The following is a 13,907-nucleotide window of genomic DNA, read 5'->3' as shown; positions in this document are numbered from 1 at the left end:
GCCTGACCGGCCCACACTGGCTGTGGTGGCGAGCACAAATCTGCCAATCGCCACCATTCCCAGTGGCGAGGGAGCTTGCTCCCGCTGGGCTGCGCAGCAGCCCCCAACCACTTACCTGACACACCGAGTCGTCAGGACTCAGGGCCGCTTCGCGCCCCAGCGGGAGCAAGCTCCCTCGCCACAGGAGATCGGCCTGTCAGATGTACCGACGTTAGTCTGCTCGCGATGGCGGTGGTTCGGCTGGTATCGAAATGACAGGCATAAAAAAACGCCGCCCCTCGCAAGAAGGGCGGCGTTTTTCGTCGAGCGTCTAAGCCTTAGGCTTGAACGACCGGGATGTTGGCGTTTGCAGCCGCTTCACGGAACTCGGCGATCTGGTCGAAGCTCAGGTAGCGGTACACGTCCGCTGCCATGCTGTCGATCTTGCCGGCGTATTCCATGTACTCCTCGACGGTCGGCAGGCGACCCAGGATAGAAGCAACGGACGCCAGCTCGGCCGAAGCCAGGTAGACGTTCGCGCCGTCACCCAGGCGGTTCGGGAAGTTACGGGTCGACGTCGACACCACGGTGCTGTTCGGCTCAACGCGTGCCTGGTTACCCATGCACAGCGAGCAGCCTGGCATTTCCATGCGTGCGCCAGCCTTGCCGTAGATGCCGTAGTAGCCTTCTTCGGTCAGTTGGTGAGCGTCCATCTTGGTCGGCGGCGACAGCCACAGACGGGTTGGCAGCTGGCCCTTGACCTGCTCCAGCAGCTTGCCGGCAGCGCGGAAGTGACCGATGTTGGTCATGCACGAACCGATGAACACTTCGTCGATCTTCTCGCCAGCCACGCTGGAGAGCAGACGGGCGTCGTCCGGGTCGTTCGGCGCGCAGAGCACCGGCTCGCTGATGTCGGCCAGATCGATTTCGATGACTTCGGCGTATTCGGCGTCGGCATCGGCTTCCATCAGTTGCGGGTTGGCGATCCAGGCTTCCATCGCTTGGGCGCGACGTTCCAGGGTCCGGGCATCACCGTAGCCTTCGCCGATCATCCAGCGCAGCAGGGTGATGTTGGACTGCAGGTACTCGGTGATCGATTCTTTTGACAGCTTGATGGTGCAACCGGCAGCCGAGCGTTCGGCCGAGGCGTCGGACAGTTCAAAAGCCTGTTCCAGGGTCAGGCCTTCCAGGCCTTCGATTTCCAGGATGCGGCCGGAGAAGGCGTTTTTCTTGCCTTTCTTCTCGACCGTCAGCAGACCGTTCTGGATGGCGAAGTACGGAATGGCATGAACCAGGTCACGCAGGGTGATGCCAGGTTTCATCTTGCCTTTGAAGCGCACCAGGATCGATTCCGGCATGTCCAGCGGCATGACGCCAGTGGCAGCGGCGAACGCGACCAGGCCAGAACCGGCCGGGAACGAGATGCCCATCGGGAAGCGGGTGTGGGAGTCACCACCGGTACCGACGGTGTCTGGCAGCAGCATGCGGTTCAGCCACGAGTGGATGATGCCGTCGCCCGGACGCAGGGAAACGCCGCCACGGGTCATGATGAAGTCAGGCAGGGTGTGGTGGGTGGTGACGTCGATCGGCTTCGGATAGGCCGCGGTGTGGCAGAAGGACTGCATCACCAGGTCAGCCGAGAAGCCCAGGCACGCCAGGTCTTTCAGTTCGTCACGGGTCATTGGACCGGTGGTGTCCTGGGAGCCCACGGTGGTCATTTTCGGTTCGCAGTAGGTGCCAGGACGTACGCCTTGGCCTTCTGCCAGGCCACAAGCCTTGCCGACCATCTTCTGCGCCAGGGTGAAGCCCTTGGTGCTTTCAGCGGGGGCTTCAGGTTTCTTGAACAGGTCGAACGCTGGCAGACCCAGCTCGGCGCGAGCCTTCTCGGTCAGGCCACGGCCAATGATCAGCGGAATACGGCCGCCGGCACGGACTTCGTCCAACAGTACGGGGGTCTTCATTTCGAAGGTGGTGATGACTTCGTCGGTACCGTGCTTGCAGACTTTGCCGGCATGCGGGTACAGGTCGATCACGTCGCCCATGTTCATGTTCGAAACGTCGAACTCGATTGGCAGTGCGCCGGCATCTTCCATGGTGTTGTAGAAGATCGGAGCGATTTTGCTGCCGAAGCAGAAACCGCCAGCGCGCTTGTTCGGCACATAAGGAATGTCGTCGCCGAAGAACCACAGCACCGAGTTGGTCGCCGATTTACGCGAGGAACCGGTACCGACCACGTCACCGACGTAGGCGATCGGGAAGCCTTGGCCGCGCATTTCTTCGATCTGCTTCATCGGGCCGGTCTTGCCTTGCTCGTCCGGAACGATGCCGTCACGGGCCATTTTCAGCATGGCCAGGGCGTGCAGCGGGATGTCGGGACGCGACCAGGCGTCTGGAGCAGGGGACAGGTCGTCGGTGTTGGTTTCGCCGGTTACCTTGAACACACGCAGGCTGATCTTGTCGGCCAGCACCGGGCGCTTCTTGAACCATTCGCCGTCAGCCCAGGATTGCAGCACGGCCTTGGCGTGAACGTTGCCGTTCTTGGCTTTTTCAGCCACGTCGTGGAAGGCATCGAACATCAGCAGGGTGTGCTTGAGTTCTTCGGCGGCTACCGGCGCCAGCTCGGCGTCGTCCAGCAGTTCCACCAGGGTCACGATGTTATAGCCGCCCTGCATGGTGCCGAGCAGTTCAACGGCACGCTTCTTGTCCAGCAGAGGGGATTGGGCCTGGCCCTTGGCCAGGGCGGACAGGAAGCCGGCCTTGACGTAGGCAGCCTCGTCGACTCCAGGCGGAACGCGATTGGTGATCAGGTCAACGAGGAAAGCTTCTTCGCCAGCCGGAGGATTTTTCAGCAGCTCGATCAGGCCTGCGGTTTGTTCGGCGTTAAGCGGCTGGGGAACGATACCCAGGGCTGCGCGCTCTTCGATATGTTTGCGGTAGGCTTCAAGCACAGTTATTACCCTCATCAGTGGTCCCAAATGGGTGTCCGGGACGCTCATCCAGGAACCCACGGTACTCATGCGCGTCGACGGCTTTTTGAGCCATCACGCCAGAGTTTCCGCACGTTCCTCACAGAAGCTGCTTTCAAAGTTTTACGCCTGCAGAACGGGAGCTGATGAGGGTTGGCGTTGGGCTTTCCCCGCTGGAAAGACCCTTCGCCAACACCGCTCTGAAGGAACGACTGTGCTCGTGACGCTTTGAAAACAGCTTCTAACGGACATTGGCGCCTTAAAAGGCTGGCTGATTCTACGGGAAAAAAAAATTAAAGGTAAGTTGGGCCTGGAAGTTTGAGGGGTGATCAATCTTAGACAAAGGGCTAACATGCCGGCCTGTCCTGCTTTTGCGTGTGCGTTTCCTTATGCCCAACCAGCTCATCAAGACCCCCTGCGTCGGCCTTTGCTCCACTGTCTACGGTGACCTGGTGTGCCGTGGCTGCAAGCGATTCCACCATGAAGTGATTCACTGGAACGGCTACAACGAGGACGAAAAGCGCGCGGTGTGGATGCGGCTCGAGCAACTGCTGGTGCAGGTGATGGTGGCCAAGTTGGAGGTTTTCGACCCGGTATTGCTGCGCCAGCAACTGGAGTCGCGCAAGATCCGCTTTGTGCCGCACCAGTCGGAATATTGCTGGGCCTATCAGTTGATCGCCAGGGGTGCGCGGGTGATCAACAACCTGGAAGCCTACGGCATGGTGCTGATGCCGGAGTTTCGCGACTGGGACCTGCCAGACCTGCGCGACGCCATTGATCGGGAATTTTTCCTCCTGTCCGAAGCCCACTACCAGCGCTACATAGCGCCGGGGTTCTTGAAGGATGCGATTGGCGGCTGACTCCCCAGCCCATTTATGCAAAGGCGTTTTTGTGCCCGGGAGCTTTTGTGGCGAGGGAGCTTGCTCCCGCTCGGCTGCGCAGCAGACGCCTGGATTTTTCAGGCCCGGAAATTTTTAAGATCAAGAGCGAGGGTCGCTTCGCAACCCAGCGGGAGCAAGCTCCCTCGCCACAAAAAGCCCATTCGCTTTATTCCTTGACCGCCAACTCCACCAGATGGTCCTCGACCTCCTGCGGCTTGAGCACCAGCACATCGCTTTCCAGCGTATCGAGCACGGCCTCGGCGGTGTTGCCGATCAGCACCCCGGACAACCCCGAACGGGCCACGGTGCCGATCACCGTCACCGCCGCCTGCAGCTTGCGCGCCATGTACGGAATCAATACGTCCGCTGGGCCTTCTTCGATGTGCAGATGCTGGTCGTCGATGTCGAACTCGGCCTGGAACGCCCGGCATTGTTCGCGATAGCGGGCCTCGATGGTTTCCTTGAGCTGGAACGTCGGGTCGGCGGACGAAAGCATCGGTGTGGGGTGGGCACTGATCACGTGCAAGTGGGCCTTGGCGAGGAGGGCGATGTCATAGCCATGATCTATGATGGTGGAGTGCAGGTGGCGATGCTCGCCGTCGGCATTGCCAACGTCGACGGCGGCCAGGATCACCTTGTCTTTCCAGGAGCCGGCGGTTTTCACCAGCAGTACCGGGGTTGGGCAGTGGCGGAGCAGTTTCCAGTCCGCCGGGGTCAGCAGGGCTTTTTTCAGCGGGCTGTCGGGGAAGTGCTGCTTGATCACCAGGCCGCAACCTTCCGCCTGCTGCACGTCGATGATGGTGTCGTGGAGGCTTTCGTTCCAGGCCTGCTCGGTGGTGACGCTGTAGCCGTCGGCCAGCAGTGCGGCCTTGAGCACGCTGAGCAGGCCGGCATGGTCATGCTTTTTGTCACACACCAGCAGGTGCAGGTGGGCCTGGGTCACTCCGGCGATCAGTTTGGCGCGCTTGAGCGCCAGGCTTTCCGAATGTTCGGGCTCAATAACCACCAGGATGCTGCGAATGGCTTGCATGATCGGCGTTCTCCTGCAATGAAAAGGCTGGCGTTGCTCAACTATAGTTGTTGTGGGGCAGTCTAGTTGCTGTAGGTGAGTCTTTGACTTGATGCATATCAACGGCGGTGGCTGGTGGTCTGGGGGCAGGCCGGTATAATCGGCGCCCTTCGCTCGACTACCTTTCCCGTGAGCCCCATGAATCTTCCCGAAATTCACGAATTCCTTGGTTGCCGCACCCCCGATGCCTGGGTCCAGGCCGCGTTGGCTGACCAGGAAACGTTGCTGATCGACCACAAGAATTGCGAGTTCAAGGCGGCCAGCACTGCCCTGAGCCTGATCGCCAAATACCATTCCCACGTCGACCTGATCAATCTGATGTCGCGCCTGGCCCGGGAAGAGCTGGTGCATCACGAGCAGGTCATGCGCTTGATGAAAAAGCGCAAGATCGGTTTGCGTCAGCTCTCCGCCGGGCGTTATGCCTCGGGGCTGCGCAAGGTGGTACGCAGCCACGAACCGGTCAAGCTGGTGGACACCCTGGTGGTTGGCGCCTTCATCGAGGCCCGCAGTTGCGAGCGTTTCGAGGCCTTGGTGCCGCATCTGGATGAAGAACTGGGCAAGTTCTATTTCGGTTTGCTGAAAAGCGAAGCCCGGCATTTCCAGGGCTACCTGAAACTGGCTTACCAGTACGGTGACGCCAAGGACATTGCCCAGGTGATCGACAAGGTTCGTGAGGCCGAGCGGGAGCTGATCGAATCGCCGGATGTGGAGTTTCGTTTCCACAGTGGTGTGCCGGCTCGTCAGAGGGATAGTTCAGAGGGATAGTGCAGAGATGCCGCTCCTGACGTCCTCGCGAGCAAGCTCGCTTCCGCAGGGGATTTGTGAATTTCCCAAGTCCAATGTGGGAGCTTGCTCGCGATGGGGCCTTATGCAGCACTGCATCTCTAAGTGACCAGCCCCAGGCGCTCGTGCCACTGGGCAATGGACTCCTCGGGATAAACCTCGAACTGCCGGTCGTCCGGATGCGCCTCGACTTCCACCCACGACGCCCTGGAACCCAGCATCAGGTGGGTGTGCTCCGGCGGTACCGGCAGCGGTGTGTCGATGGCCGAGGCAAAGGGGTGAACCAGCTCCGGCCATTCGGGGCTGAACAGCCATAGCCCCGAACCGCACAAGGAACAGAAATGCCGTTCGGCACTGCTGCGGTGGGCGCGTTTATCGCCTTCGTCCTTGAGTCGTGCGTGGTAGATCGAGATGTGCTTGCGACCGCGCACCTTCAGGCTCTGGGCATCGCCCCCCAGGTTGATCGCAAAACCGCCGCCGCCCTGGGTCTTGCGGCAGATCGAGCAGTAGCAGCGCTGATAAGGGTAGGGGTGGGCGCTGTCGAGGGTGAACGACACGGCGCCGCAGTGGCAGGATCCTTCGAGCTGCATGGGAACCTCCGATTGGGGACTGTAATGACTCTGGACAGCCTGGGCGGCCCGATGTTCTGGGCAGTGAAACGCATGGCTGACATGCGGACGCTATCGCGAGCAAGCTCGCGATGAACGAAGACACGGTCTAACGACCGGGCACTCGCCACAAATACCACGCCGCCACCGTCCGATAAGGGCTCCACGCCAGGCCGATCTCAATCATCTGCTTGCGGCTGGGCTGTCGTTCCAACCCCTTTAGCCGTCGATAACCTTCGCGTACGCCAAAGTCATCGGCCGGCAGGATGTCGGGGCGTTCCAGGCTGTAGATCAGTAGCATTTCCACGGTCCAACGCCCGACGCCGCGCAAGCTGACCAGGCGTTCGATCAACGCTTCATCCTCCATCGCCCGCGCTGTGGCGTAATCCGGCACGACTCCGTCCAGCGTCGCCTGGGCGATGCCCTGGATCGTCGCGATCTTGCTGGCTGAAAACCCGCAGCCGCGCAACTGCGCAACGTCTGTCGCCAGGATCTGCCGGGGATGGGGGAATGTCTGCGCCGGGAACAACGCCAGCAGCCGACCGAGGATGGCATCGCCAGCCTTGGCGTGCAGTTGCTGGTAGGCAATCGCCCGCACCAAGGCTTCATAGGGATCGCGGGCCGGCTTGGGTTGCAGCAGGCAAGGGCCGATCGCCTCGACGTGACGTCGCCAGTCTTCGTCGAGACTTGCCAGCAACGCGCTGGCGTCGTGGTAGGGCACAGGCATCGGGTATTTGTTCTCCGGGGCGCTCAAAACGCCAGGGGCAGCGAAACCTGCACCGCGGCTTTCTCCAGCCGTAGCAGAAATGCCTTGCGCGGCTGTCCGCCACCATAGCCGGTCAACGAGCCATCCGCACCGATCACTCGATGGCAGGGAATGACGATGGCCAAGCGATTCTGCCCGTTGGCCAGGCCCACGGCGCGGCTGGCGCCCGGGCTGCCCAGCGCCGTGGCGATGCCGCCGTAGCTGCGGGTTTCGCCGTAGGGAATCTTTTGCAGTTCAGCCCAGACCCGTACGGCGAAGGCGCTGCCCGGCATGTGCAGCGGAACGTTGAATGCCGTGAGCTTGCCGGCGAAATATTCGGCCAGTTCGGTTTCGATCTGTTGCAAATGAGCGTTGTGCCCCGGCGCAACCGTGTAGCCGTAGCGTAGCTGCAGCTCTTCCAGCTCCTTGGTCAGGGCCGGGCGGTCGAGGAATTCCAGCAGCACCAGGCCTCGTCGTTCGGCCATGGCCAGCATGGGGCCCAACGGTGTGGTCAGGCGGGTGAACAGCAAAGGTTCGCTGAGGGCTGCGCGGCCCGGCGTGATGTGAAAGGATTTCACGAAGGCGTCACGAAAACCGCTCAATGACTCATAACCGGAGTCGAATGCGGCGTTGTCGATGGAGTTGCCGTCCTTGATGCCGCCCAAGGCGATGCCCAGGCGGCGGGTGCGCAGATAGGCGTGAAAGGTCATGCCGAAATGTTGCTTGAACCAGCGGCGCAATTTCAGTGGCTCGATACCTTGTTCCAGCAACAAGGCATCGGTCCAGCGCAGGTCGGGTTCGGCGTCCACGGTTTTGAGCAGGGCCTGGATCCAGTCTGGCGCGATGGCGGCGGCGTCCAGGGGCTTGCAGCGCAGGCAGGCCCGGTAACCGGCCGACATGGCTTCGTCGGCATGGGCGAAGAACTCCACGTTCTCCGGTTTCGGCTTGCGCGCGGTGCAACTGGGGCGACAGAAAATACCGGTGGTCTTGACCGCAGTGAAGAACACCCCCTCGTAGGCGGTGTCTCGTTCGAGCATGGCGCGGACCATCTCGGCATGGGGCGGGAGCAGCGAGTCGTGTAGGTTCATGGGCCTGAGCATAGAACCGTGCCTGGAACGACTCCACCGAAAAATCGACAGTGAATTTCCGCTCACTTGGTCGGACGGTCACGAACAAAAATTGAACCTGAGAGTCTTAAAGGTTCAACCGTTGTTTTTGTCTTTCGGAGACATCATGTCCAAACATAAGAAATCTCTCATCGCCGTTGCTGTCTGTGCCTTGGCGTTCGGTGCCTCGGCCTTGCTGCCTGCTGAGTTGTCGCCTATCGGTTCGAGCTATGCCGCAGGCAATGGCGGCGGTGGTGGTGGCAATGGTGGGGGTGGCGGTCACGGTGGAGGAAATGGCGGCGGCCACGGTGGTGGCATCGGCGGAGGCCAGGGCCATGACAAGTCTGGTGATTCCAGCGGCCTTGGCAAAGGATTGGCTAGCGACCACACCGGTACCCGTACCCGCGATCATGGTCTGAGCGGCAAGCACACCGGCACCACCCGTACCGATCGCACCAGCAAGTCCTCGCTGACTTCGACCATCGCCAAGGACCGTGATACCCGTGGCCTGACCAAGGCATCGGCGATTTCCACCGCTACACCAGGTACCCACAACACCAAGGGCCTGACCAACGCGACCAGCTCTTCGATCAAGAACGACCGCTGATCGCTTGAAAAAAAAGCCGCGACGCCTGTTCAGGGCATCGCGGTTTTTTTTGTCTTGTGCCCGATGTCTTCAATACTTCCAGAACACCGGCGTGAACAACACCAGTACCGTCAGGATTTCCAGCCGACCTAGCAGCATGCCTATGGTCAGCAGCCACTTCGCCGCATCCGGCAAGGTCGAGAAGTTGCCGGCGGGCCCGATGATCGTGCCCAGCCCGGGCCCCACGTTGCACACGGCGGTGGCCGCGCCGGTCAGGGCGGTGGTCCAGTCCAGACCGATCAGCGCCAGCCCCAGGGCGATAGCGCCAATGGTGATGGTGAAGAAGAACGAGAAGGTCAGCAGCGAGCGGACGATCTCTTCGTCGATGGGGTGATCGTTGTATTTTTTCTGGATCACCGCCCGGGGATGGATCAGTTGTTTCAGGCTGCCCATCAATAACTCGCCGGCTACCTGGAAGCGGAAGATCTTCAGTCCGCCGGCCGTCGATCCCGAGCAACCGCCAACGAACGTCAAATAGAAGAACAGCAGCAAGGCAAAGCTGCCCCATAGGGTGTAGTCGCCCAGCGCCACGCCCGTGGTGGTGACCACCGACGTCACGTTGACGGCCACGATACGGACCGCATCCCACCAGCTGTAGTCGCTGTTCAGGCTCAGCCAGGTCCCCACGATGAGCCAGGTGATGACCAGGAATCCGACGAATCCCTTGACTTGCTGGTCCTTGAGCAACGCGCGTTTGTGGCCGCGCAAGGTGGCGACGTACAAAGTGAAGGGCAGCGCGCCTGCCATCATGACGACCACCGACACCCAGTGAATGGCCGGTTGGGGCCAGTGCGCCAGGGATGAATCCGATGTGGAAAACCCCCCCGTAGAGATCATCGACATTGCATGATTGATCGCCTCGAAAGGCGTCATGCCGGCCAGCCACAAGGCCAGGGCCGCCAGAGCGCTCAATCCTATGTAGATCAACAGGATGTAATTTGCCGCGACATGGGAACGCGGTGTGACTTTTTCCGACCAGTCCGACGACTCGGTCTGGAACAGCCGCATGCCACCGACCCGCAGCAATGGCAGGATCGCCACCGCCATGCCGATGAAGCCGATCCCGCCGAGCCACTGCAACATCGAGCGCCAGATCAACAGGCCGGGAGAGGCCGTGTCCAGGCCGGTAAGGATGGTCGAGCCGGTGGTGGTGATGCCCGACATGGTCTCGAAAAAGGCATCGGTGTAGCTGATGTGCTGGATGAACACCATGGGCAGGGCGGCGAAGCTGCAAACGATGACCCAACTGGCGGTGGTCAACAGGTACATGTCCCGCGGGCGCATCTGGGTGTGTGCTGGCCGACCACGCGCCACTAACGCGATGCCGCAGACGAAGGTGATCAGGCTCGACCACAAAAACGCCGAGAGGTCATCGTTGCGCTCGTATATCACCAGCGTCAAAAGCGGGATTGCCATGCTGGCAGCCAGGGTGATCAGGAAAATACCGAGGATGAAGCCAATAAACCGCACTACCGCAATGGACATAGAACACGCCTGGATGAATGAGCCGCACAGTATTGTTTTTGTGAAGGGCTGATGGGTAGCCCCCTTGGGCAGTTTTGTTCAATACCGCCTGCGATTGGCAATTTACCTTGATCGTCCCCTCACAGATACAAAGAAGGTATGCGATGAGTTTGATTCTTTCCATGGCGGCGTTTGCCCTGGTCGCCTCCATTACCCCTGGCCCGGTCAATATCGTCGCCCTCAGCTCCGGGGCGCGGTACGGGTTTCGTGCGACGTTGCGCCATGTGGGCGGTGCAGCCCTGGGGTTTGTCTTGCTGCTGGTGCTGATGGGGTTGGGATTGCATGAAGTGTTGCAACGCTGGCCTGGCCTCACACGGGTGGTGCAACTGGGCGGCGTGGCGTTCCTGTTGTTCATGGCCTGGAAACTGGTGATGGATAACGGGCACCTGGGAGGCGAGGACGAGGGACGGGCGCCTTCGATGTTCTATGGCGCGTTGATGCAATGGCTCAACCCCAAGGCGTGGCTGGCCTGCGTGGCGGGAATGGGGGCATTCGTGGCCGATGGCGAGGCGCGGCTGGTGTGGCAGTTTGCGGCGATCTACCTGGTGATCTGCTACGTCTCGGTGGGCTGCTGGGCTTACGCCGGGAGTTTTCTGCGCAGCTGGCTGGGTAATCCGGCGACCATGCGCCTGTTCAATCGGACGATGGCGGTGTTATTGGTGGCCAGTGCGGTGTATCTGCTGCTGCCTTGAGCCAAACCCACGGTTTCGGTTGGAACACCGTTGTGGCGAGGGGATTTATCCCCGTTGGGCTGCGAAGCAGCCCCAAAAACCAGGCACCGCGCTACAACAGGCGAACCGCGTGGCCGGTTTACGACTGCTGCGCAGCCGAGCGGGGATAAATCCCCTCGCCACAAAAACAGGAGAAGCTCAACTGCGATATTGCCGGGGCGAGCAGGAATAAATCCCCTCACCACAAAACAGGAGAAGTTCAACCGCGATACTGGCCGGGCGTGGCCGCCAGGTGTTGCTTGAAGGCACGCTGGAAATGCGCCTGGTCGGCAAACCCGCTGTCCAGCGCCACGTCGGCGATCAACTTGCCTTCGCGCAATTGGCGCCGGGCAAACTGGATTCGGCGGTTGACCAGGAAGGCGTGGGGCGTCATCCCGTAATGGCGCTTGAAGGCTCGGCTCAGGTAGGACGGCGACAGTTGCGCGGCGGTGCAGATGTCTTCCAGCTTCAAGGCTTCGCTGCAATGGTCGTGGATAAACTGTGCCGCACGCATCAGGCTCGGATGGCTGCCACGATCCGGGCGACCGGCAGGGTTGAGCCGTTGTTGCAGGTCAATGAAAAATGCCTCGGCGGCGGCGTGCTTGTCGCCAGCGTCGAGTTGCTCGTCTACCAATTGTCCATACAGTTTTTCCAACGCGGTAAACAGTTCCACGTCGCGGCTGTGGGTGGTGGCGAAACCCTGGAAATCCAGGCTTTCGTCAAAGCCGACACGGCGCTGCAAGTCTCTGAGCCATTGGGTGTCGACGTACAACATCACGTAGGACCAAGGCTGATCGTCGATTGGGTTGCACGCGTGAACGTCGCCCGGGTTCATCAGCACCACCGTGCCACTTTCCACCTGGAATTTCGATCGTTCGTGAAGGTAGGTGCTGCGCCCAGCGGTGATCGCGCCGATGGAAAAGTGGTCATGGGAGTGGCGCGAATAGCAGACCTTGCGCCCATCGCCGATGGCCCGGGCTTCGATGAAGGGCAGGGCCGCGTCGCGCCAGAAGCGTGGGGCGTCGTCATGGGGGGCGTGCTTCATCAGTCAGCGTCCTCGTCTTGAACTTGAGTGGCAGTGTATTAGTCCTGACCGGCAAATGCCCGTCGGATTTAGCCCGTTCGGTTTGAAGGGCTGGGGTCCTGGGCTAGACTTCATGAAGTCCTGCCAATGGAGTTTCCGATGCTTGCGCCACGCAAACCGGACGACGAAGCCGCTCGCCTCAAAAATCTGCACTCGCTCAAGCTGCTTGATACCGCACCTGAAGAACGGTTTGACCGCCTGACCCGTCTTGCCCGACGTCTGTTTGACGTGCCCATCGCCCTGGTGTCCCTGGTGGACGCCAACCGGCAGTGGTTCAAGTCCAGCGCCGGCCTGGACGCCAGCGAAACCCCGCGGGAAGTTTCCTTTTGCGGGCATGCGATCTTGCAGGATCAGATCCTGGAAATCTGCGACGCGGAGCAGGACGAGCGCTTTCACGACAATCCCTTGGTCACGGACAAGCCTGGCATTCGTTTCTACGCCGGGCATCCGCTGGGGCTGGAGGACGGTAGCAAACTCGGTACGTTGTGCCTGCTCGACACCCGGCCGCGCAAACTCAATGATGAGGAGCGCGAACTGCTGCGCGACTTGGCGCGCATGGCCGAACAGGAAATGGTCGCGGTGCAGATGGCGAGCATGGACGAGCTCACGCTGCTATCCAATCGACGGGGCTTCAGGACGTTGGCCCAGCATGCGCTGAATGTGTGTGATCGCTTGTCGCGACCGGCGACGTTGCTGTTTTTCGATCTCAACGACTTCAAGCCGATCAACGACCGTTATGGCCACGCCGAGGGCGACAACGCGCTGAAAACCTTCGCCGATGTGCTGCGTATCGCCTTTCGCGAAAGTGACGTGATCGGTCGCCTGGGCGGTGATGAGTTCGTGGCGTTGCTCACCGGTTCTTCCCATGTCGAGATAGCGGCAATCATGGCGCGCCTCAAGGAAATCCTCGATGAGCGCAATGCGATGTTGCAGCGTGGCTATGACATTCGTTTCAGCGTCGGCCAGATCGAGTACGACGCCCAGCGTCATCAGTTGATCGACAATCTATTGGCTGACGCGGACGCGGCGATGTATGCGCAGAAACAGGCGCTACGCAGCTAGCACAAGCCAACCCCCGATCACACAGGGATTTATGTTGGTCGAAGAACCGAGACTCACCCCTCATTCAATGGCGAGGGAGCTTGCTCCCGCTGGGGCACGCAGCGGCCCTGGAGCCCGGCGACGCGGTGGATCAGGTTGATTGAGTGAGCTTGAGAGGGGCTGCTGCGCAGCCCAGCGGGAGCAAGCTCCCTCGCCACAAAAGCATTCCGGTCGATCAACCGATTTGCTCTTGAGACTGACACTGACTCGAGGCATTCCCTTAACCCACGCCGTGCCGAATTCCCCGTGGCGAGGGAGCTTGCTCCCGCTGGGGCGCGCAGCGGCCCTGGAGCCCGGCGACGCGGTGGATCAGGTTGATTGAGTGAGCTTGAGAGGGGCTGCTGCGCAGCCCAGCGGGAGCAAGCTCCCTCGCCACAAAAGCTCAAAAGCATCCCGGTCGATCAACCGATTTGCTCTTGAAATTGAAACTGATTCGAGGCATTCCCTTAACCCGCGCCATGCCCAATCCCCCGTGGCGAGGGAGCTTGCTCCCGCTGGGCCGCGCAGCGGCCCTAGAACCCGGCGACGCGGTGGATCAGGTTGATTGGGTGGGCTTGAGAGGGGCTGCTACGCAACCCAGCGGGAGCAAGCTCCCTCGCCACAAAAGCTCAAAAGCTCAAAAGCTCAAAAGCTCAAAAGCACAAAAGCACAAAAGCACAAAAGCACAAAAGCACAAAAGCACAAAAGCACAAAAGCACAAAAGCA

12 protein-coding genes and 1 pseudogene are annotated in these 13,907 nt (G+C 60.7%); 6 read left to right on the top strand and 7 right to left on the bottom strand.

Annotation, left to right across the window (positions count from 1 at the left end; all coding sequences use genetic code 11):
- Positions 1 to 317: 317 nt before the first annotated feature.
- The gene (acnB, locus tag BLO97_RS25045) at positions 318 to 2,927 is read right to left on the bottom strand and encodes a bifunctional aconitate hydratase 2/2-methylisocitrate dehydratase (protein WP_092348756.1); all 2,610 of its coding nucleotides are present in this window, start codon (positions 2,925 to 2,927) and stop codon (positions 318 to 320) included.
- Positions 2,928 to 3,334: 407 nt separating this feature from the next.
- Here acnB and BLO97_RS25040 point away from each other — a divergent pair, with 407 nt between their 5' ends.
- Entirely contained in the window at positions 3,335 to 3,805 is a 471-nt protein-coding gene (locus BLO97_RS25040) for a DUF1289 domain-containing protein (RefSeq protein ID WP_003202781.1), read from the top strand.
- A 187-nt stretch (positions 3,806 to 3,992) separates the two neighbouring features.
- On the opposite strand, the gene BLO97_RS25035 is transcribed toward BLO97_RS25040, so the two are convergent.
- A complete protein-coding gene (locus BLO97_RS25035; protein WP_072341820.1) occupies positions 3,993 to 4,856 on the bottom strand; it encodes a universal stress protein in 864 nt (287 codons plus the stop codon).
- 177 nt (positions 4,857 to 5,033) lie between these two features.
- Here BLO97_RS25035 and BLO97_RS25030 point away from each other — a divergent pair, with 177 nt between their 5' ends.
- A complete protein-coding gene (locus tag BLO97_RS25030) occupies positions 5,034 to 5,660 on the top strand; it encodes a MiaE family protein (RefSeq protein ID WP_092348753.1) in 627 nt (208 codons plus the stop codon).
- 119 nt (positions 5,661 to 5,779) lie between these two features.
- On the opposite strand, the gene BLO97_RS25025 is transcribed toward BLO97_RS25030, so the two are convergent.
- The 3 genes from BLO97_RS25025 to BLO97_RS25015 all read right to left on the bottom strand — a co-directional run bounded on the left by BLO97_RS25025 (position 5,780) and on the right by BLO97_RS25015 (position 8,119).
- Entirely contained in the window at positions 5,780 to 6,268 is a 489-nt protein-coding gene (locus BLO97_RS25025) for a GFA family protein (protein WP_092145963.1), read from the bottom strand.
- Positions 6,269 to 6,395: 127 nt separating this feature from the next.
- On the bottom strand, positions 6,396 to 7,013 hold the full coding sequence (locus tag BLO97_RS25020; protein WP_092348750.1) for a DNA-3-methyladenine glycosylase family protein: 618 nt from the start codon (positions 7,011 to 7,013) through the stop codon (positions 6,396 to 6,398).
- Between the two features lie 23 nt (positions 7,014 to 7,036).
- The gene (locus tag BLO97_RS25015; protein WP_092145961.1) at positions 7,037 to 8,119 is read right to left on the bottom strand and encodes a bifunctional transcriptional activator/DNA repair enzyme AdaA; all 1,083 of its coding nucleotides are present in this window, start codon (positions 8,117 to 8,119) and stop codon (positions 7,037 to 7,039) included.
- A 145-nt stretch (positions 8,120 to 8,264) separates the two neighbouring features.
- Between BLO97_RS25015 and BLO97_RS31735 the strand changes: the two genes are divergently transcribed.
- Entirely contained in the window at positions 8,265 to 8,744 is a 480-nt protein-coding gene (locus tag BLO97_RS31735; RefSeq protein ID WP_063325047.1) for a hypothetical protein, read from the top strand.
- Positions 8,745 to 8,813: 69 nt separating this feature from the next.
- Here the strand turns inward: BLO97_RS31735 and BLO97_RS25005 are convergent, their stop codons facing one another.
- Positions 8,814 to 10,268: a TrkH family potassium uptake protein gene (locus tag BLO97_RS25005; RefSeq protein ID WP_092348747.1), complete on the bottom strand. Its 1,455-nt coding sequence runs from the start codon at positions 10,266 to 10,268 to the stop codon at positions 8,814 to 8,816.
- 143 nt (positions 10,269 to 10,411) lie between these two features.
- Here BLO97_RS25005 and BLO97_RS25000 point away from each other — a divergent pair, with 143 nt between their 5' ends.
- Positions 10,412 to 10,999, top strand: a complete 588-nt coding sequence (locus tag BLO97_RS25000) for a LysE family translocator (RefSeq protein WP_092348744.1) — start codon at positions 10,412 to 10,414, stop codon at positions 10,997 to 10,999.
- 238 nt (positions 11,000 to 11,237) lie between these two features.
- Here the strand turns inward: BLO97_RS25000 and BLO97_RS24995 are convergent, their stop codons facing one another.
- The gene (locus tag BLO97_RS24995) at positions 11,238 to 12,062 is read right to left on the bottom strand and encodes a helix-turn-helix transcriptional regulator (RefSeq protein ID WP_072341797.1); all 825 of its coding nucleotides are present in this window, start codon (positions 12,060 to 12,062) and stop codon (positions 11,238 to 11,240) included.
- Between the two features lie 138 nt (positions 12,063 to 12,200).
- Here BLO97_RS24995 and BLO97_RS24990 point away from each other — a divergent pair, with 138 nt between their 5' ends.
- Positions 12,201 to 13,163, top strand: coding sequence for a GGDEF domain-containing protein (locus tag BLO97_RS24990; protein WP_063325048.1), 963 nt, complete (start codon positions 12,201 to 12,203; stop codon positions 13,161 to 13,163).
- 455 nt (positions 13,164 to 13,618) lie between these two features.
- Positions 13,619 to 13,907: pseudogene (locus BLO97_RS31790) on the top strand (hypothetical protein); the annotation flags it as partial.

This window comes from Pseudomonas sp. NFACC05-1 (assembly GCF_900100135.1).
Lineage (GTDB): Bacteria > Pseudomonadota > Gammaproteobacteria > Pseudomonadales > Pseudomonadaceae > Aquipseudomonas > Aquipseudomonas fluorescens_Q.
Note: the sequence above shows the minus strand (reverse complement) of the source record. Positions and strands in the feature narration are given on the sequence as shown.

Excerpts from the sequence above, each read along its gene's own strand:
- BLO97_RS25040 (WP_003202781.1), top strand. The coding sequence starts at position 3,335 with ATGCCCAACCAGCTCATCAAGACCCCCTGCGTCGGCCTTTGCTCCACT.
- BLO97_RS25015 (WP_092145961.1), bottom strand. The coding sequence starts at position 8,119 with ATGAACCTACACGACTCGCTGCTCCCGCCCCATGCCGAGATGGTCCGC.
- BLO97_RS25000 (WP_092348744.1), top strand. The coding sequence starts at position 10,412 with ATGAGTTTGATTCTTTCCATGGCGGCGTTTGCCCTGGTCGCCTCCATT.
- BLO97_RS25020 (WP_092348750.1), bottom strand. The coding sequence starts at position 7,013 with ATGCCTGTGCCCTACCACGACGCCAGCGCGTTGCTGGCAAGTCTCGAC.
- BLO97_RS24990 (WP_063325048.1), top strand. The coding sequence starts at position 12,201 with ATGCTTGCGCCACGCAAACCGGACGACGAAGCCGCTCGCCTCAAAAAT.
- BLO97_RS25025 (WP_092145963.1), bottom strand. The coding sequence starts at position 6,268 with ATGCAGCTCGAAGGATCCTGCCACTGCGGCGCCGTGTCGTTCACCCTC.
- BLO97_RS25005 (WP_092348747.1), bottom strand. The coding sequence starts at position 10,268 with ATGTCCATTGCGGTAGTGCGGTTTATTGGCTTCATCCTCGGTATTTTC.
- BLO97_RS25035 (WP_072341820.1), bottom strand. The coding sequence starts at position 4,856 with ATGCAAGCCATTCGCAGCATCCTGGTGGTTATTGAGCCCGAACATTCG.
- BLO97_RS31735 (WP_063325047.1), top strand. The coding sequence starts at position 8,265 with ATGTCCAAACATAAGAAATCTCTCATCGCCGTTGCTGTCTGTGCCTTG.
- BLO97_RS25030 (WP_092348753.1), top strand. The coding sequence starts at position 5,034 with ATGAATCTTCCCGAAATTCACGAATTCCTTGGTTGCCGCACCCCCGAT.
- BLO97_RS24995 (WP_072341797.1), bottom strand. The coding sequence starts at position 12,062 with ATGAAGCACGCCCCCCATGACGACGCCCCACGCTTCTGGCGCGACGCG.